Origin of the sequence: Pseudovibrio sp. WM33 (assembly GCF_001623165.1) — a bacterium.
In the GTDB taxonomy this organism is placed as follows: Bacteria; Pseudomonadota; Alphaproteobacteria; order Rhizobiales; family Stappiaceae; genus Pseudovibrio.
This window is the reverse complement of record NZ_LMCK01000055.1, coordinates 288,050-302,750: the sequence shown is the minus strand read 5'-3', so window position 1 is coordinate 302,750 and position 14,701 is coordinate 288,050. Positions and strand designations below refer to the sequence as shown.

At 51.7% G+C, this 14,701-nt stretch carries 17 protein-coding genes; 9 read left to right on the top strand and 8 right to left on the bottom strand.

Annotated elements, in window-relative coordinates:
• Window positions 1–142: 142 nt before the first annotated feature.
• The 5 genes from PsWM33_RS11140 to PsWM33_RS11120 all read right to left on the bottom strand — a co-directional run bounded on the left by PsWM33_RS11140 (window position 143) and on the right by PsWM33_RS11120 (window position 3,543).
• Window positions 143–499, bottom strand: coding sequence for a tRNA-binding protein (locus tag PsWM33_RS11140; RefSeq protein ID WP_063300242.1), 357 nt, complete (start codon window positions 497–499; stop codon window positions 143–145).
• Between the two features lie 125 nt (window positions 500–624).
• Window positions 625–1,317 carry a hypothetical protein gene (locus tag PsWM33_RS11135; protein ID WP_063300241.1) on the bottom strand — a complete coding sequence of 231 codons (693 nt, stop codon included), beginning with the start codon at window positions 1,315–1,317 and terminating at the stop codon, window positions 625–627.
• Between the two features lie 341 nt (window positions 1,318–1,658).
• On the bottom strand, window positions 1,659–2,480 hold the full coding sequence (proC, locus tag PsWM33_RS11130; RefSeq protein ID WP_063300240.1) for a pyrroline-5-carboxylate reductase: 822 nt from the start codon (window positions 2,478–2,480) through the stop codon (window positions 1,659–1,661).
• Complete coding sequence (locus PsWM33_RS11125; protein ID WP_063293981.1) at window positions 2,477–2,977, bottom strand: YbjN domain-containing protein; 501 nt, start codon at window positions 2,975–2,977, stop codon at window positions 2,477–2,479. Before PsWM33_RS11125 ends, proC begins: the two co-directional genes overlap by 4 nt.
• A 281-nt stretch (window positions 2,978–3,258) precedes the next feature.
• A complete protein-coding gene (locus PsWM33_RS11120) occupies window positions 3,259–3,543 on the bottom strand; it encodes an accessory factor UbiK family protein (RefSeq protein ID WP_057463662.1) in 285 nt (94 codons plus the stop codon).
• Between the two features lie 307 nt (window positions 3,544–3,850).
• On the opposite strand from PsWM33_RS11120, the gene lgt reads away from it, so the two are divergent.
• The 9 genes from lgt (at window position 3,851) to ychF (ending at window position 12,373) form a co-directional block, all read left to right on the top strand.
• Entirely contained in the window at window positions 3,851–4,684 is an 834-nt protein-coding gene (gene lgt / locus PsWM33_RS11115; protein ID WP_063300239.1) for a prolipoprotein diacylglyceryl transferase, read from the top strand.
• Window positions 4,681–5,772, top strand: coding sequence for a class I SAM-dependent methyltransferase (locus PsWM33_RS11110; protein ID WP_063300238.1), 1,092 nt, complete (start codon window positions 4,681–4,683; stop codon window positions 5,770–5,772). The genes lgt and PsWM33_RS11110 overlap by 4 nt, the downstream gene beginning before the upstream one ends.
• A 24-nt stretch (window positions 5,773–5,796) precedes the next feature.
• Window positions 5,797–6,564, top strand: coding sequence for a peptidoglycan editing factor PgeF (gene pgeF / locus PsWM33_RS11105; RefSeq protein WP_063300237.1), 768 nt, complete (start codon window positions 5,797–5,799; stop codon window positions 6,562–6,564).
• Between the two features lie 71 nt (window positions 6,565–6,635).
• Window positions 6,636–7,796: a M24 family metallopeptidase gene (locus PsWM33_RS11100; protein WP_063300261.1), complete on the top strand. Its 1,161-nt coding sequence runs from the start codon at window positions 6,636–6,638 to the stop codon at window positions 7,794–7,796.
• 179 nt (window positions 7,797–7,975) lie between these two features.
• A complete protein-coding gene (locus PsWM33_RS11095; RefSeq protein ID WP_208994519.1) occupies window positions 7,976–8,377 on the top strand; it encodes a hypothetical protein in 402 nt (133 codons plus the stop codon).
• 234 nt (window positions 8,378–8,611) lie between these two features.
• Window positions 8,612–9,547 carry a ribose-phosphate pyrophosphokinase gene (locus tag PsWM33_RS11090; protein ID WP_057463594.1) on the top strand — a complete coding sequence of 312 codons (936 nt, stop codon included), beginning with the start codon at window positions 8,612–8,614 and terminating at the stop codon, window positions 9,545–9,547.
• A 316-nt stretch (window positions 9,548–9,863) separates the two neighbouring features.
• Window positions 9,864–10,478 carry a 50S ribosomal protein L25/general stress protein Ctc gene (locus PsWM33_RS11085; protein WP_063300235.1) on the top strand — a complete coding sequence of 205 codons (615 nt, stop codon included), beginning with the start codon at window positions 9,864–9,866 and terminating at the stop codon, window positions 10,476–10,478.
• 29 nt (window positions 10,479–10,507) lie between these two features.
• A complete protein-coding gene (gene pth, locus PsWM33_RS11080) occupies window positions 10,508–11,272 on the top strand; it encodes an aminoacyl-tRNA hydrolase (RefSeq protein WP_063300234.1) in 765 nt (254 codons plus the stop codon).
• Window positions 11,273–12,373: a redox-regulated ATPase YchF gene (ychF, locus tag PsWM33_RS11075; RefSeq protein WP_063290039.1), complete on the top strand. Its 1,101-nt coding sequence runs from the start codon at window positions 11,273–11,275 to the stop codon at window positions 12,371–12,373.
• Window positions 12,374–12,450: 77 nt separating this feature from the next.
• Here ychF and PsWM33_RS11070 read toward each other — a convergent pair whose 3' ends face one another.
• From PsWM33_RS11070 to PsWM33_RS11060, 3 genes are all read right to left on the bottom strand, one after another.
• Window positions 12,451–13,260: a DeoR/GlpR family DNA-binding transcription regulator gene (locus PsWM33_RS11070; protein WP_208994518.1), complete on the bottom strand. Its 810-nt coding sequence runs from the start codon at window positions 13,258–13,260 to the stop codon at window positions 12,451–12,453.
• A gap of 75 nt (window positions 13,261–13,335) precedes the next feature.
• The gene (locus tag PsWM33_RS11065; protein ID WP_063298320.1) at window positions 13,336–14,130 is read right to left on the bottom strand and encodes a DeoR/GlpR family DNA-binding transcription regulator; all 795 of its coding nucleotides are present in this window, start codon (window positions 14,128–14,130) and stop codon (window positions 13,336–13,338) included.
• A gap of 69 nt (window positions 14,131–14,199) precedes the next feature.
• Window positions 14,200–14,694 (bottom strand): GNAT family N-acetyltransferase, encoded by a 495-nt coding sequence (locus PsWM33_RS11060; RefSeq protein WP_063298321.1) that lies wholly within the window; start codon window positions 14,692–14,694, stop codon window positions 14,200–14,202.
• Window positions 14,695–14,701 lie beyond the last annotated feature (7 nt).

The window sequence follows — 14,701 nt, the reverse complement described above, 5'->3', positions numbered from 1 at the left end:
CCCCGCCCAACCTACGACAAACTGACGGTCGCTCCGCCAGTAGCCCGTTACGTAGGCATAGGTTCAGAATATGGGAGGAGGTCTGGAGGGGGATAAGTTTTTCCCCTCACGCCATAAAGTACCGACAAACCTAGAGCGTATTCTAATGCATCCGGCCACCGTTAGGCACCTTGCTGTCGGGATGGAGCAGAACGATATCTCCATTCTCATCCGCTAACCCAAGTGTCAAAACTTCAGACATAAATGGCCCGATTTGGCGTGGTGGGAAGTTCACAACAGCAATCACCTGGCGGCCAACAAGTGCCTCAGGCGTATAGTGAGCAGTGATCTGAGCAGACGTTCTCTTCACACCAATATCATCACCAAAATCAATCTTCAGTTTGTACGCGGGCTTGCGGGCTTCGGGAAAATCAACTGCTTCAACAACAGTGCCAACACGCACATCCACATTCAAAAAATCATCAATACTGATGGTTTTCGTATCTTCTTTTTGGTCCATGTTCTTCTCAATAACTCAAATTACAACGTATCTTTATCGGAAAAGTGGAAACCGATTTTCGAATAAAGATACACAAAAACAAAGGCTAAAGCAGTTCGCGTGTTTCAACCTAACGACAAACGGCTTTAGGGACTGGCTTCAGCCCCACCATTTGCAGTTTCAGGTGGAGGTGTGCTTTTACCTGCTGGGCGCGAAGGTCTCTGGCACAAACGTCCCAGCCCTTCAATAAAGGGAGCTGCCACTTTCTCAACGCGGCAAGCGCGGCCCACCCATTTTTCACCGTTCGCCAGCATATCGTCAACGGCAACCATAACTTTCGGGTGCCCTGGCGCATCATCCTCAAGCCAAACACGCACCAACCGCTCAAAACCCAAAGCCAAAGCATTGGACATGCCGACACTACGCAAACCAAATTCTTCAATGCCAGCTGCAACCAGCATCCACTTCATCGAGCGTGTCACCAGCTTGTGCATATGCATGGCCAAAGCCGGGTCCTTCACCACTGTCTTCCGTAGGTTACGGATCGCCTCTCTATGCGGCTCCATAATATCAAGCCGGCACATGAGGACGTCAAACAGCCGATCACGCCGTGTTTCATCCATAAGGTCAGGATCACGCTCTTTCAAAACTTTCTGATCAATGTCCTGCATAAAGGCTGCCAGCAGATCCAGCTTTCCATTGCAACACGCCCGCACCACCTCAATCTTCACACCAGCATTATCTGCGATCGCTGTATAAGTGATCTCTTCAATCCGGTGTGTTTCCAGCAACTCAATAAAACTTGCGATGACTTTCTGATGGGTCTTTTCGGTGGGCATGGCACGCTCCTGTATGGCCAACACTCCAGAGCGCGTTCCGTTTGATTGGCGCCAATCAAACACGTAGAAATCGCTCCATTAAAGAAGTTAGAGTGCGGAGCGTGAATGTAAATGAACGCGACCTGCTCTAACTACGCATCAACACCTAATCATACACACAGGAGCAGCACAGATACAAAGAAAAAGCCTCAGTCTAGTAACCGAGGCTTTACTTCAATATCAAGCAATTTTGGAACCTGCTGAAAACGTATCTCCAAAAAATGGAAAACGGTTTTAGGCTAAAGAGACGCGACAGCAAAACCTAAAGCAGTGCAGCAGAACCAGCACAAACAGGCGCTGCTTTAGTCAGCAAGTTCTGTGGCGCGATGAGCTGCCTTTGCAACAGCCTCACTCATCAGGTTTGTCAAAGCATCGTCTCCCATCAATACGGAAAGCGCAGCAGCCGTCGTCCCACCGGGAGAGGTCACATTCCTGCGCAAAACATCAGCATTCTCGGGAGATTGGCGGAGCAGCTCACCAGAACCTGCGACTGTTCCGCGGGCTAAAGCCTCTGCAAGCTCAGCATTTAGCCCCAATCGTTGACCAGCCTCACTCATGGCTTCAACCAGATGGAACACATAGGCAGGTCCAGAACCGCTGACAGCTGTTGCCAGATCAATCTGTTCCTCAACATCCACCCAATAAAACGCACCAATTGTTTCAAGCAGAGAGCTCATCAGAGCCTTTTGCTCATCCTGAACTTCAACTGAAGCATAACCTGCAGTCACACCCCGCCCCACCTGAGAAGGCGTATTTGGTATCACACGCACAACAGGCTGGGCTGCTCCGAACGTATCTTTAAAGCGCTTGATCGTTGTGCCCGCTGCAACAGAAAGGATGATGCTGCTCTCATCGGCAACATCAGTAAGTGTTGGTAGCACCTCTTCCATCATTTGCGGCTTGATAGCCATCAACAGCACACCCGCCACAACACCTTCTGGCACGCTCTTGTGCCAGGTGATGCTGTTTGCAGTGATGGTTTCAAGTGTGTCTGAAGGTGGGTTGGGGTCAACAACCACAACATGCTCAGGTGCCATACTCTGCTTCATCCAGCCAGCAAGCATGGCACCACCCATTTTGCCTGCTCCAATCAGAACAAGCGGGCGTTCATTCGTTAGTTTCATGCATCACCGGCAGTTTCAAACATCACAGTTTCCATCGCTTCCTGTGCTGTCTTGCCAGCCCACACGACAAACTGGAACGATTGATAATACCGCTCACATGAATCAAGAGAATTAGAGAAAAGGACTTCTATCTGAGATGAATTGGCTTCTGCACCACCAGCCAGCAAAAGCGACTGACGGAAAATAACAACACCTTCACGACCCCAGATATCAAAATGCCCCATCCATTGCTGCTCATTAATAAGCGCAAGCAGACGAACAATCTCATCTTTTCTGGGAGCAGGAACCTTGAGGTCGAACGCACTTGCCATATGCAGTGCTTCCAACTCTTCCATCCATGAAAAGGTTACGTGGTAATCACACCAAGTCCCTGTAACCGAAATGGAAATTTCATCATCACCAAGTCGTTCAAAGCACCAGTCATTACCGGTTGCAAGGTTTTCAATGGTATCAACCGGATTCAGGGGGCGTTCCGTGCCGAACTCAATAAGGCTCATTTCCGGTCCTCTTTCCGTTTGAGGAATGGTTTATCTACCCACTCCAGACGGATGCGGGTTGAGTGATCATGGACCAGACACTTACGTGCTCTTGGATAGAAGCATGCACTACAAAGGAAGTTCCAGACCGGAACTGTTGATGCAGGACATCGAATCCCTTTTTTGCCAATATACCGATAGATTTGGCCTTTCCCCTATAGGGGGAATAGACAGATCATTGCGAAAATTGTGGACGACTCAAAGCCGCCCACAGCATATTCACATGTAATTTTCAGCCAAACCTACGCTTTGTCTTCTGGCGCAGCTTTTTCATCTAGATCGGCAAGGCGCTTTTCTACTGCTGCAAGGCGCTCTTCAAGCTTTTCAACTTCATCAAGCGCTTTGATCGCCATGTCTTTGACTGTGTCAAACTCATCACGCGAAACCAGATCCATATCCGACATGAAACGCTCGGCCTGCGCTCGGAATGCGGTTTCTACTTCCCGCTTGGCACCTTGCGCAACACCAGCGGCATCGGTCATCAGCTTTGCAAACTCGTCAAACATACGATTTGGAGACTGGCTCATGGCGTCCTCTTTAAATTTCTCTCTCACAAACAAGTATTGGTCCGGCCCGTCAGTTTCAAGCGCTGAGAGCTGATTTGCACCCAGAACCCTAAAGAACCTGTCAGTAAGATGTCGAAAGCTTGTGTTGAACACCTGCCACAAACCACTTGACCAAATCCTTCACTTGTCGGAATGCTCGCTGAACTGAAGCGCATGAGGTTCGATAACCTCCGATCAAACACTTGCAATGCGCTCAAACAAACCGAATTAGAGTAAAGTGCGTGAAGGTCTCTGAGCGCAGGGCACTTTAATAACAGAAGGGTTTCATATGCCGCTCTTAGCAATACCTTTCCCGATGATTGATCCGGTTCTGATTGAATTCGGACCACTGGCCATCCGTTGGTATGCACTGGCATATATCGCCGGAATTCTTCTTGCATGGCGCTACATGATCGTAACCGTCCGCAACTCGCCACTCTGGAACAAGACAGCTCATCCAACAGCAACAGACATCGACGACTTCGTCATGTGGGCAACGCTCGGCATTGTTCTGGGTGGGCGCCTCGGCTACGTCCTGTTTTACAATCTGCCCTACTACCTCGCCAATCCAGCAGACATTCTGGCTGTATGGGAGGGAGGCATGGCCTTCCACGGTGGTCTGCTGGGCATGATTGTCGTGTTGATCATCTATTCCAGAGCACGTGGCCTGTCTGGTTGGACCATGTTTGATCTGGCCGCCATCGCCGCTCCAATCGGTCTCTTTTTCGGGCGTATCGCCAACTTCATCAACTCAGAGCTATGGGGCCGCCCGACAGATGTGGCATGGGCCGTTGTCTTCCCAACCGGCGGGCCAGAACCAAGACACCCAAGCCAGCTTTATGAAGCAGCGCTGGAAGGAGCACTTCTGTTCTTCGTGCTGCGCCTGTTGTCCCATCGCTTCAAACTGCTGCAAAAACCGGGCGTTCTCGCAGGCAGCTTCGCCATCGGTTATGGTCTGGCACGCACCTTCGTAGAATTCTACCGCGTACCGGATGCCCACATCGGCTACCTCGCAGGCTTCTTCACTATGGGGATGCTGCTGAGCCTGCCAATGGTTTTGATCGGCATAGCAGTCGTAATTTGGGCTCTCAAAAGAAACACGGAAATCAAAGAAGCAAAATGACCAGCTCTGCGTCCACGCCACTTCAGGAAAAAATCAAAAAGCGCATCGCGGACCATGGTCCAATGACCCTCGCTGAATATATGGGCATATGCCTTTCTGATCCCGAGCATGGCTACTACATGCGCCAGCAGCCATTCGGGACGAAAGGTGATTTCACCACGGCACCAGAAATCTCACAGCTGTTTGGCGAGCTGATCGGCGCCTGGCTTATGCATCAATGGCTGTCGCAGGATTTGAAAGGCCCGGTGAATCTGGTCGAAATGGGCCCGGGTCGCGGCACTTTAATGAAAGATATCCTGCGCGTTATCTCGTTACGCCCGCAGATGCTCGCCAACATTCAGATTCACCTGGTTGAAACCAGCCCATCCTTACGCAAAGCACAGCGCAAACTGCTCAAAGCCTACACAATCAAGTGGCACGACACGCTGGAGACCATCCCGGATGGCCCAACCCTGCTCGTTGCCAATGAACTTTTCGATGCTCTCCCGATCCACCAGTACCAGCTCACCGAGCAAGGCTGGCGTGAGCGCTGTGTTGGGCTGGATGACGACGGCAATCTGACATTTGGCATCGGCTCAGGCACTCTGTCTCCGGCAGACGTCGCCAAAGCCGGTTTACAGGCAAAACTGGGCGATACGCTGGAACTGTCTCCAGCCTCCACCGCAATTGCCTCACAAATCGGTCAGCGCCTCAAGGCAGACGGCGGTGCTGCTCTGCTCATTGACTACGGCTATGCAAAGACGGCTACAGGCGACACGTTTCAGGCCCTCAAAAAGCACGAATACGTCTCCACGCTGGAACATTGCGGCGAAGCGGACTTAACCGCCCACGTCAACTTTCAGGCACTCGCCAGCGCAGCCACTGCAGAAGGGGCAAACGTGCACGGCCCAATCGGTCAGGGCGAGTTTCTCCTCGGTCTTGGGCTGCTGGAGCGCGCAGGACAACTTGGGACTGGCAAGTCCACACTGGATCAGGACCAGATCCGCAAGGACGTGGAGCGCCTCGCAGCCGATGACCAGATGGGTACGCTCTTCAAAGTCCTTAGCATCACCAACACCTCAGAAAAACCAATACCTTTCCAGAATTGAACGCATCGAAACAGGGAGAAGCCAATGATTAAAGTGCCAGAGCTTGAAGCAATGCAATGCCTTTCACATGGCTTCTTCACCCGCAAAGGAGGTGTTTCCTCCGGCATCTACAAAGGCCTCAACGTCGGCTTGGGTTCCAGCGATGTCCGTGAAGATGTACTGGAAAACCGCCGCCGCGTTGCCGATCAACTCGGCACAACACCTGAACGGATGGTTACGCCCTACCAGATCCACTCGGCTAAGGTGCTGAGCGTATCCGCGCCCTTTGCTGAGGAAGATGACAAGCGCGCAGACGCTCTTGTCACCAACACCCCCGGCCTCGCCATTGGCATCCTGACCGCAGACTGCGGCCCGATCCTGTTCGCTGACCCGGACAACGGAGTTATCGGCGCAGCCCACTCAGGCTGGAAAGGCGCTGTCGATGGCATCCTGCCCAACACCGTTCAAGCCATGCAGCAGCTGGGTGCAAACCCATCAAACATCACAGCGGTGATGGGCCCGATGATCTCACAGCAGGCTTATGAGGTTGGTCCGGAGTTTGTGGTGTGCTTCCTCGAACAGTCTCAGGACAACCAACGCTTCTTCGTTCCCTCAGAAAAGCCACTGCACAGCATGTTTGATCTGCCGGCTTTCATCAAAGCTCAACTGGACAAACTCGGCCTCAAAGACGTCATCGATCTCAAACTATGCACCTATGCAGATGAGGACAGGTTCTTCTCCTACCGAAGAACCACCCATAACAAAGAACCAGATTACGGACGCCAGATATCAACTATCATGTTGACCGCCTGATTGTGCTGACGGGCGAGCAAGAGTAAGTTCTGTTTCAGATTGCTTTGCGAACTATGGATTGGGAGAAGACCATGGCCCTGCACTTTGCACCGGAAGAATTTGCTGAGCGCCGTGCTGCTCTGGACGCCAAACTCAAAGAGCGTCATCTCGATTGCCTGCTGATCTTCGCACAGGAGAGCATGTATTGGCTGACAGGTTTTGACACCTTCGGCTACTGCTTCTTCCAGTGCTTGATCTATCGCCCCGGTGAAGAACCCATCCTACTCACCCGCTCTGCTGATCTGCGACAAGCCCGCAACACCTCCAACCTCAAAGACATTCGCCTCTGGATGGATGTGGCTGGCAAGTCTCCGGTTGGTCAGGTCAAAGAGCTACTGTTTGATCTCGATCTGCTCGGCACCCACATCGGCGTGGAATATGACACCCACGGCCTCACCGCTGCCAATGGCCGGTTACTGGACGAATCTCTCCATTCCTTCGCAGACGTAGAGGACGCCTCCGACATCATAAAAGAGCTCCGTCTGGTTAAATCTCCAACAGAGCTCGAATATGTGCGCACAGCCGGCAAGCTTGCCGATGCCGCTTTCCTTGCCGGTATGGAGGAAATCAAACCCGGAGCCGACGAAGGCCGCATTCTGGCTAAGATGCAAAGCGCAGTGTTTGAAGGCGGCGGCGACTACCCCGCCAACGAATTTGTAATCGGCTCAGGCCCTGACGCCCTGCTCTGCCGCTACAAATCTGGCCGCAGAAAGCTCTCAGAAAACGATCAGCTCACCATCGAATGGGCAGGGGTCTACCGCCACTATCACGCAGCCTCCATCCGCACAGTCATTCTGGGTGAGCCGACGCCACGCCATCTGGAACTCCACCGCGCCGCAAAAGATGCCCTTCTGGCTGTTGAACAAGCCATGCAGGTGGGCAACACGTTTGGTGATCTGTTTGCTGCACACGCCAACATTCTGGATGATCGCGGCCTGATGCCACACCGCCTGAATGCCTGCGGATATTCACTTGGTGCCCGCTTCACACCAAGCTGGATGGAACCGCCCTATATGGCTTTCAAAGAAAATGCACATGAAATTCAGGAAAACATGGTGTTGTTTATGCACATGATCATCATGGATTCAGACAGCGAAACCGCCATGACTTTAGGCCAAACTTACATCACACACGCAGATGGACCTGAAAGCTTATCACAGCTTTCTCTCGACCTCCCTGTGAAGGCAGGGTAAAGACTGCCATAATTAACCTTTACGAATCTATTGGGGGCACCCCACGCTGATTCTCTGAGTGGACTTTAAGGACTGACATGCTGAAGCTCGTACTTTTACCTCGGGTATTAATCATTGCCGCTATGGCAATTCTTGCAGGCTGTGCGGCAAACCCTCTTCCCCCTTCCAGCATCGGGGACATGATTGAAACCAAGTCAGCTCCTCCGACTGTCTCTCCGGCAAAAGCAACTTTTGCATTTGAGCAGCTGACCGGGCTGCCTGGCAATATTGCTGACGATCTCTCTGAGCAATTGGGGAATCGCGCAGCAGCAGCGAATCTCAACCTCGTCAGACGCGTTGGTGCACCAGCAACGTACCGAGTCAAAGGATTCTTGACCGCAGCGGGTGACCAGTACACCACCACCATCTTCTATGTATTTGATATTATTGACGCAAATGGCAACCGTGTTCACCGGATCGATGGCCAGGAGCAGACTGGCGGCAACTCTGGCGACCCATGGGCATCTATTTCAAGCGATGCGCTGCAAAGAATTGCGACCAGAACAATTGCTTCTTTAGAAGCATGGTTACACAGCAAGTGACCTAATAAAATCAAATAGATACACGATTACGCAGCTCAGCTTTTGCAAAAAAGCTGAGCTGCTGTGCGTTCTGGCTATTGTCGGCTTAAGACGAGGTTGCTAAAAGGCGCGCAAGGCGACCTGTCAGGACGCCTTACCAGAAGAAATCGGGTTCCACCAAGGGACGCAAATTTCCACCTCACCACCGACAACTGTCACACGGTGAGATCAAAGCCCAAGAAGGACTTGCGGGTTATGAAAATCGTCGCGGGTAACTCCAATCGCGCGCTGGCCGAGCAAATTTCAAAGTATCTTGATGTACCATTGTCGAAGTGCCAGGTTCGCCGCTTTGCAGACCAAGAAATCTACGTTGAAATCCAGGAGAACGTGCGCGGTGAGGACGTCTTTGTCATTCAGCCTACAAGCTATCCGGCAAATGACCACCTCATGGAACTGTTGATCATCATTGATGCACTCCGCCGTTCTTCAGCACGTCGCATTACCGCAGTGGTTCCATACTTTGGCTACGCCCGTCAGGACCGTAAGTCAGCGCCTCGTACGCCAATCTCTGCGAAACTTGTTTCCAACCTGATCACCAATGCTGGTGCAGACAGAGTGCTCACACTCGATCTGCATGCTGCGCAGATTCAGGGCTTCTTCGACATCCCGACCGACAACCTTTACGGCGCGCCGGTGATGACCCGTGACATCAAAGAGCACTATGACACAACCAACGTCATGGTTGTTTCTCCGGATGTAGGCGGTGTGGTTCGTGCGCGTGCACTAGCAAAGCGCATTGAAGCTCCTCTGTCCATCGTTGATAAGCGCCGCGACAAGCCTGGTGAATCCGAAGTCATGAACATCATCGGTGATGTGAGCGGCTACGATTGTATCCTCGTGGATGACATCGTCGATTCTGGCGGAACCCTTTGCAACGCAGCAGATGCACTTCTTGCTGCTGGTGCTAAGTCTGTCACGGCCTACATCACACATGGTGTCCTTTCAGGTGGCGCAGTGGCACGCGTTTCAGCATCCAAGCTCAAAGAACTGGTAATCACTGATTCCATCGAGCCAACGGCTGCTGTTCAGGCTGCTCCAAACATCCGCACTATTTCTATCGCCCCACTCATGGGTGAAGCGATCAACCGCACATCGCAGGAACGCTCTGTTTCCAGCTTGTTCGATTCCTAATTCGCTTTAGAGCGCGTTCCGTTTGATTGGTTTCAATCAAACGACAAGAATTCGCTCCAACAAAGGTGTTAGAGTACGATGCGTGAATGCAAATGAACGCGACGAGCTCTAATCACAAGCTTTGAGAAACCGGGGCACGCCTCGGTTTTTCTTATTGTAGGCTCGGCAGTTGCCCTTGCTCTTTCTGGGAGTATCGGGTATACGAGCCGCGTACGTCGACACCCTTGGAGGAGGCGTGCGGAGTTGGCCGTAGTTGAGCGCAGAAATCTGTCGCTCCCGCGGCCTTACTTTTATAATCAAACTAGGAGATTCCACCATGGCAAACAGCTATGAGCTGAAAGCACAGGTGCGTGAACGGGCCGGCAAGGGGGCCGCTCGTGCAGCTCGTCGTGAAGGTCTTGTACCAGCAGTAATCTACGGCGACAAAAAAGAAGCAGTGTCTATCAGCCTGCCAATTAAAGAAGCAACCATGACCCTGCATAAGGGCGGTTTCCTGTCTCACGTCGGTACAATCGACCTGAACGGCGAAAAAACTTCTGTAATTGCAAAAGACTTCCAGCTGCATCCAGTAAAAGACACTCTGATGCACGTTGACTTCCTGCGTGTTTCTGCAAACGCTACTCTGACCGTTGAAATCCCAGTGAAGTTCCTCAACGAAGAAACTTCCCCAGGTCTGAAACGCGGTGGTGTTATCAACGTTGTACGTCACACCGTTGAAATGACTGTTCCAGCGAACGCTATCCCAGAAGCTCTCGAAATCGATCTTGATGAAGCTGACCTCGGTTCTTCTCAGCATATCTCTGCTGTTAAGCTCCCAGCTGGTTGTGCTCCGACCATTACAGACCGCGACTTCACAATCTCCACGATTGTTGCACCAGCAGGTCTGAAAGAAGACGACGACGCTTCTGAAGAAGGTGAAGGCGAAGAGTAATTCTCTAACTAGGGCTTGGGACAATACCTATGAAGCTGTTAGTCGGCCTCGGTAATCCAGGCCCTAAATACGAGAGTAATCGTCACAATATCGGGTTCATGGCGGCAGATGAAATTCATCGCCGCCATAGCTCATTCAGCCCGTGGCGGGCTCGCTTTCAGGCTCAGGTTTCTGAAGGCACTTTAGCAGGTGAAAAAGTCCTGCTGATGAAGCCAATGACCTACATGAACGAATCCGGTCGTTCCGTAGGTGAAGCACTCCGTTTCTACAAGCTCACCCCACAAGATGTTGTCGTGCTCTATGACGAGCTGGACCTGCCTCCTGCGAAGTTCCGCATGAAGAATGGCGGCGGTCACGGAGGTCACAATGGCCTGCGCTCCATCACAGCACACATCACGGATGCCTATCGCCGTGTGCGCCTTGGTATTGGCCATCCCGGCCATAAAGACCGCGTACATCAATGGGTCCTGGGTGACTTTGCAAAAGCGGATCAGGAGTGGTTGGAACCTCTTCTGGAGGCAGTTGCAGACAACACTCCTTTGCTTGCACAACATCACGACAACCAGTTCGCCAACAAGGTGACACTGGCAACACGCCCGGAAGGCTCTGGTAAACCTTACAAAAAGGACAGCTCGCGCGAGGCTGCTGTTAAAAAGAAGCAGGACCCCGCCAAGCCGGAACCAGAAAAAAAGCCAGCACCAAAAGCAACGGACTATCAGGACAAAGAAGCTAACAAAAAAGGGCCGCTCGCGTCAGCGCTTGAGCAGCTGTTTGGATCGAAAGGACAAGAATAAATGGGTTTTCAGTGCGGCATCGTCGGCTTGCCTAACGTTGGTAAGTCTACCCTCTTCAACGCTCTGACGAAGACAGCAGCGGCGCAGGCAGCAAACTATCCGTTCTGCACCATTGAGCCGAACACTGGTGATGTTGCTGTGCCAGATCCACGCCAATCCAAGATCGCAGCGATCGCTGGCTCCAAAGAGATCATCCCGACCCGTCTGACTTTCGTAGACATTGCAGGCCTCGTACGCGGCGCATCCAAAGGTGAAGGCCTGGGCAACCAGTTCCTGGCTAACATCCGCGAAGTAGACGCGATCGCACACGTTCTGCGCTGCTTTGAAGATGACGACATCACGCACGTCGATGGCAAGATCGATCCAATCGCTGATGCAGAAACAGTCGAAACCGAACTGATGGTTTCTGATATGGAAAGCCTCGAAAAGCGTATTGCGCCGCTCGCCAAAAAAGCGAAGTCTGGCGATAAAGACGCCAAGATGGCTCTTCCGATCATGGAACAGGCCTTGGCAATTCTTCAGGATGGTAAGCCAGTGCGCGCACTTGGCCTCACCGACCCGGAAGACGTGAAACAGCTCGAAATGCTGAACCTGCTGACATCCAAGCCAGTTCTCTACGTGTGTAACGTGGAAGAAGAATCAGCAGACAAAGGCAACAGCCTGTCCGCTAAGGTTCAGGCTATGGCAGAAGAGCAAGGCGCAGCCTCCGTTGTCATCTCAGCCGCAATTGAAGCTGAAATTGCACAGCTGGAAGACGAAGAGCAGCGTGAATACATGGCTGACATGGGCTTGGAAGAGCCAGGCCTAGACCGTTTGATCCGCGCAGGCTACGACCTACTACACCTGATCACCTACTTCACAGCTGGCCCGAAAGAAACACGCGCCTGGACCGTTTCAAGAGGCACCAAAGCCCCTCAGGCTGCTGGCGTCATCCATACGGACTTTGAACGCGGCTTCATTCGCGCGCAAACCATCGCTTACAACGACTACGTTGAGCTTGGCGGCGAAAACCCAGCTAAAGAAGCAGGTAAAGCACGCGACGAAGGCAAGGAATACATCGTTCAAGATGGCGATGTGCTGCTCTTCAAGTTCAACACATAAGTCTTTGGCACAATCGCTATAAAACAAAAGGCGCTCAATCGAGCGCCTTTTTTATTGAAAAATCAATGAGATCAAAATCAAATATCCAACAAAACGATCTCACTTGAAGCTTCTGCCTCTACATCAGCTACGTGGACTTCTTGCACGCCCTGCGCAATCAGCTTGTCAAGAATACTTGGCTCAACGCCGCTATCCACAATCAGCATATCTGCCTGAGCGCATGAGTTGGCAACGAACCGGCTCGGAACTCCAATCTTGCTGGAGTTACACAGCACCATAGTCCGCTTGCAAGACGCCATGACGGCCCGCGCAAACTTGGCTTCCTCTTCCACGTAGTACATGAGATCCCCCTCAGTGGACAAACCGACAGGACAAATAATCCCCCAGTCCGCCTCAAGGCTCTCAACGGTACCCAGAGCGATTGGCCCCAAAGCCCCCTGCCCGTCGGTATAGAGATTGCCGCCAATCACATGGATGTCTGCAGCCGTCTCAGCCCCAATCATCATTGAGGCGACCGCATACGAATTGGTCGAAACCTTTATCTGCGGCACCTGAGCAAGATGCTGCGCCAGGATTGTCATTGTGCTTCCGGACTCAACAACCACATGGTCACCAGTCTTAAAGAATGAAGTTGCCAGCCGGCCAATCGCATATTTCTCGATGTAATGACTGCGAAGCCTTACCCGATATGCATCTTGGTCTCGTGGCATGAGGAAGCAAATAGAATTGTCGAAGAGTTCAAATTCCTCACGATCCGACAGCACCTTCGCCAGACTGGAGAGCTCTTCAAAATCCATTCCTAAAATATCTGCCGCAGCAGTCAATGAAATACGCCTGTGGCGCTTAACCAGATTGGCAAGAACGTCCACCATTAAGTCATTAATCATCTAAATTGGCCTAGATCCAAGATACTATTCCGGCAGTAAACAGACACAATTTTCATCAAAAGGGTTTAAAATTTATCAACTATTCAGAAGAATGAAATCTTCGCTGTCAGCGTCCTCGGAAATCGCATGAAAAACGCGCGCTTTTCTAAAATGATGATCGACTTCAGCAAAGCCCAATTCCCCATTATTATCAGTAATAAAGACGTCAACACCTTGCATTGTTTGCGCGGTATAGCGGCTGGGAACGCCCAACTTGGAACTGTCACTCAACATCATGGTCTTCTTCGCACTACGCTGCATAAGTAAGCTGGTTTCAGCATCAACCTTGTGGAAGTAGCAGGCCCCTTTTTGGATACACATGCTCGTTGGGCTCAAGATGGTCCAATCCACCTTCAGGTCACGAATACGCGCCTGCGTCTCCTCACCATGAAGCGCAGTGGTATGCACTTCCAACCTGCCGCCAATCAACTCAACGTTACACGTACGACTGTGCCGGACAAGGCTTTCCGCAATCAGCGGACTCGTCGTCGTGATGGAGAGATTTTTCTTCTCTTTCAGATGATTGGCAAAAAGGGAAAGCGTACTACCCGCCTCAATCAGCAAACGCTCACCATCCTTAATCAGGCTGGCAGCAAGTTTGCCAATGGCATTCTTCTCGGCAAACCGAGAATGCATGCGCACGCTGATATCACTCTCTGCAATGGCCTCATTCGAAACCAGGGAGCTGCCTCGCACACGCATGATACTGTTGTTTTCCAAGCCATCAACGGCATACAGGATCTCATCGACAGAGCAATCCAGTACAGTGGCCAGTAAGGAGAGCCGTATCGTTCTATAGCGTCGCACCAATTCGATTATGCGGACGATCACAACACAACCCTCATATACAATTTTATTTAATCTTTCATAAAATTAATCAAAGACTGCTTGAATGTAAAGCTAAGATCGATTGCCGGTGATGTCGCGGCCAAAAATCACCTCGTCACGCAGCAGTATGCCGTGCAAGCCTGTGACTGGTATTTCTGGCTTTAACTTACGTTCCTCATCAATGACACCCTGCACCACTTTTTCTAAGCGGAAGCCGCGTCTTTGATAAAACCGAAATGCATCCAGATTGTCGTTAGAGGTCCGCACCATAATCCGGCCAAGGCCTTCCTGCCGCGCAGCATCAACGGAAGCATCCAGCAGAAGCGTACCAACACCGCCCCATCGCTGCAGCGAATCCAGCGTGAGGATCTCCCACTCCTGCTCCCGCTTGATCAGCGTAATCATCCCCACAAGACGCCCTTCATCCAGAGCGAGATACCCAGGCAGCCGTGAGGCGTCCACCATTTCACCATCAAGCAATTGCTCAGGACTGGTCCACCGGTTGACGAGCAGCTCAACAACCTGCTCTCGATCTTCTGGTTCAATTGCTCTTACTTGGATTGACACGAAGAAG

Excerpts from the sequence above, each read along its gene's own strand:
- PsWM33_RS11140 (WP_063300242.1), bottom strand. The coding sequence starts at position 499 with ATGGACCAAAAAGAAGATACGAAAACCATCAGTATTGATGATTTTTTG.
- PsWM33_RS11135 (WP_063300241.1), bottom strand. The coding sequence starts at position 1,317 with ATGCCCACCGAAAAGACCCATCAGAAAGTCATCGCAAGTTTTATTGAG.
- proC (WP_063300240.1), bottom strand. The coding sequence starts at position 2,480 with ATGAAACTAACGAATGAACGCCCGCTTGTTCTGATTGGAGCAGGCAAA.
- PsWM33_RS11125 (WP_063293981.1), bottom strand. The coding sequence starts at position 2,977 with ATGAGCCTTATTGAGTTCGGCACGGAACGCCCCCTGAATCCGGTTGAT.
- PsWM33_RS11120 (WP_057463662.1), bottom strand. The coding sequence starts at position 3,543 with ATGAGCCAGTCTCCAAATCGTATGTTTGACGAGTTTGCAAAGCTGATG.
- lgt (WP_063300239.1), top strand. The coding sequence starts at position 3,851 with ATGCCGCTCTTAGCAATACCTTTCCCGATGATTGATCCGGTTCTGATT.
- PsWM33_RS11110 (WP_063300238.1), top strand. The coding sequence starts at position 4,681 with ATGACCAGCTCTGCGTCCACGCCACTTCAGGAAAAAATCAAAAAGCGC.
- pgeF (WP_063300237.1), top strand. The coding sequence starts at position 5,797 with ATGATTAAAGTGCCAGAGCTTGAAGCAATGCAATGCCTTTCACATGGC.
- PsWM33_RS11100 (WP_063300261.1), top strand. The coding sequence starts at position 6,636 with ATGGCCCTGCACTTTGCACCGGAAGAATTTGCTGAGCGCCGTGCTGCT.
- PsWM33_RS11095 (WP_208994519.1), top strand. The coding sequence starts at position 7,976 with ATGATTGAAACCAAGTCAGCTCCTCCGACTGTCTCTCCGGCAAAAGCA.
- PsWM33_RS11090 (WP_057463594.1), top strand. The coding sequence starts at position 8,612 with ATGAAAATCGTCGCGGGTAACTCCAATCGCGCGCTGGCCGAGCAAATT.
- PsWM33_RS11085 (WP_063300235.1), top strand. The coding sequence starts at position 9,864 with ATGGCAAACAGCTATGAGCTGAAAGCACAGGTGCGTGAACGGGCCGGC.
- pth (WP_063300234.1), top strand. The coding sequence starts at position 10,508 with ATGAAGCTGTTAGTCGGCCTCGGTAATCCAGGCCCTAAATACGAGAGT.
- ychF (WP_063290039.1), top strand. The coding sequence starts at position 11,273 with ATGGGTTTTCAGTGCGGCATCGTCGGCTTGCCTAACGTTGGTAAGTCT.
- PsWM33_RS11070 (WP_208994518.1), bottom strand. The coding sequence starts at position 13,260 with ATGATTAATGACTTAATGGTGGACGTTCTTGCCAATCTGGTTAAGCGC.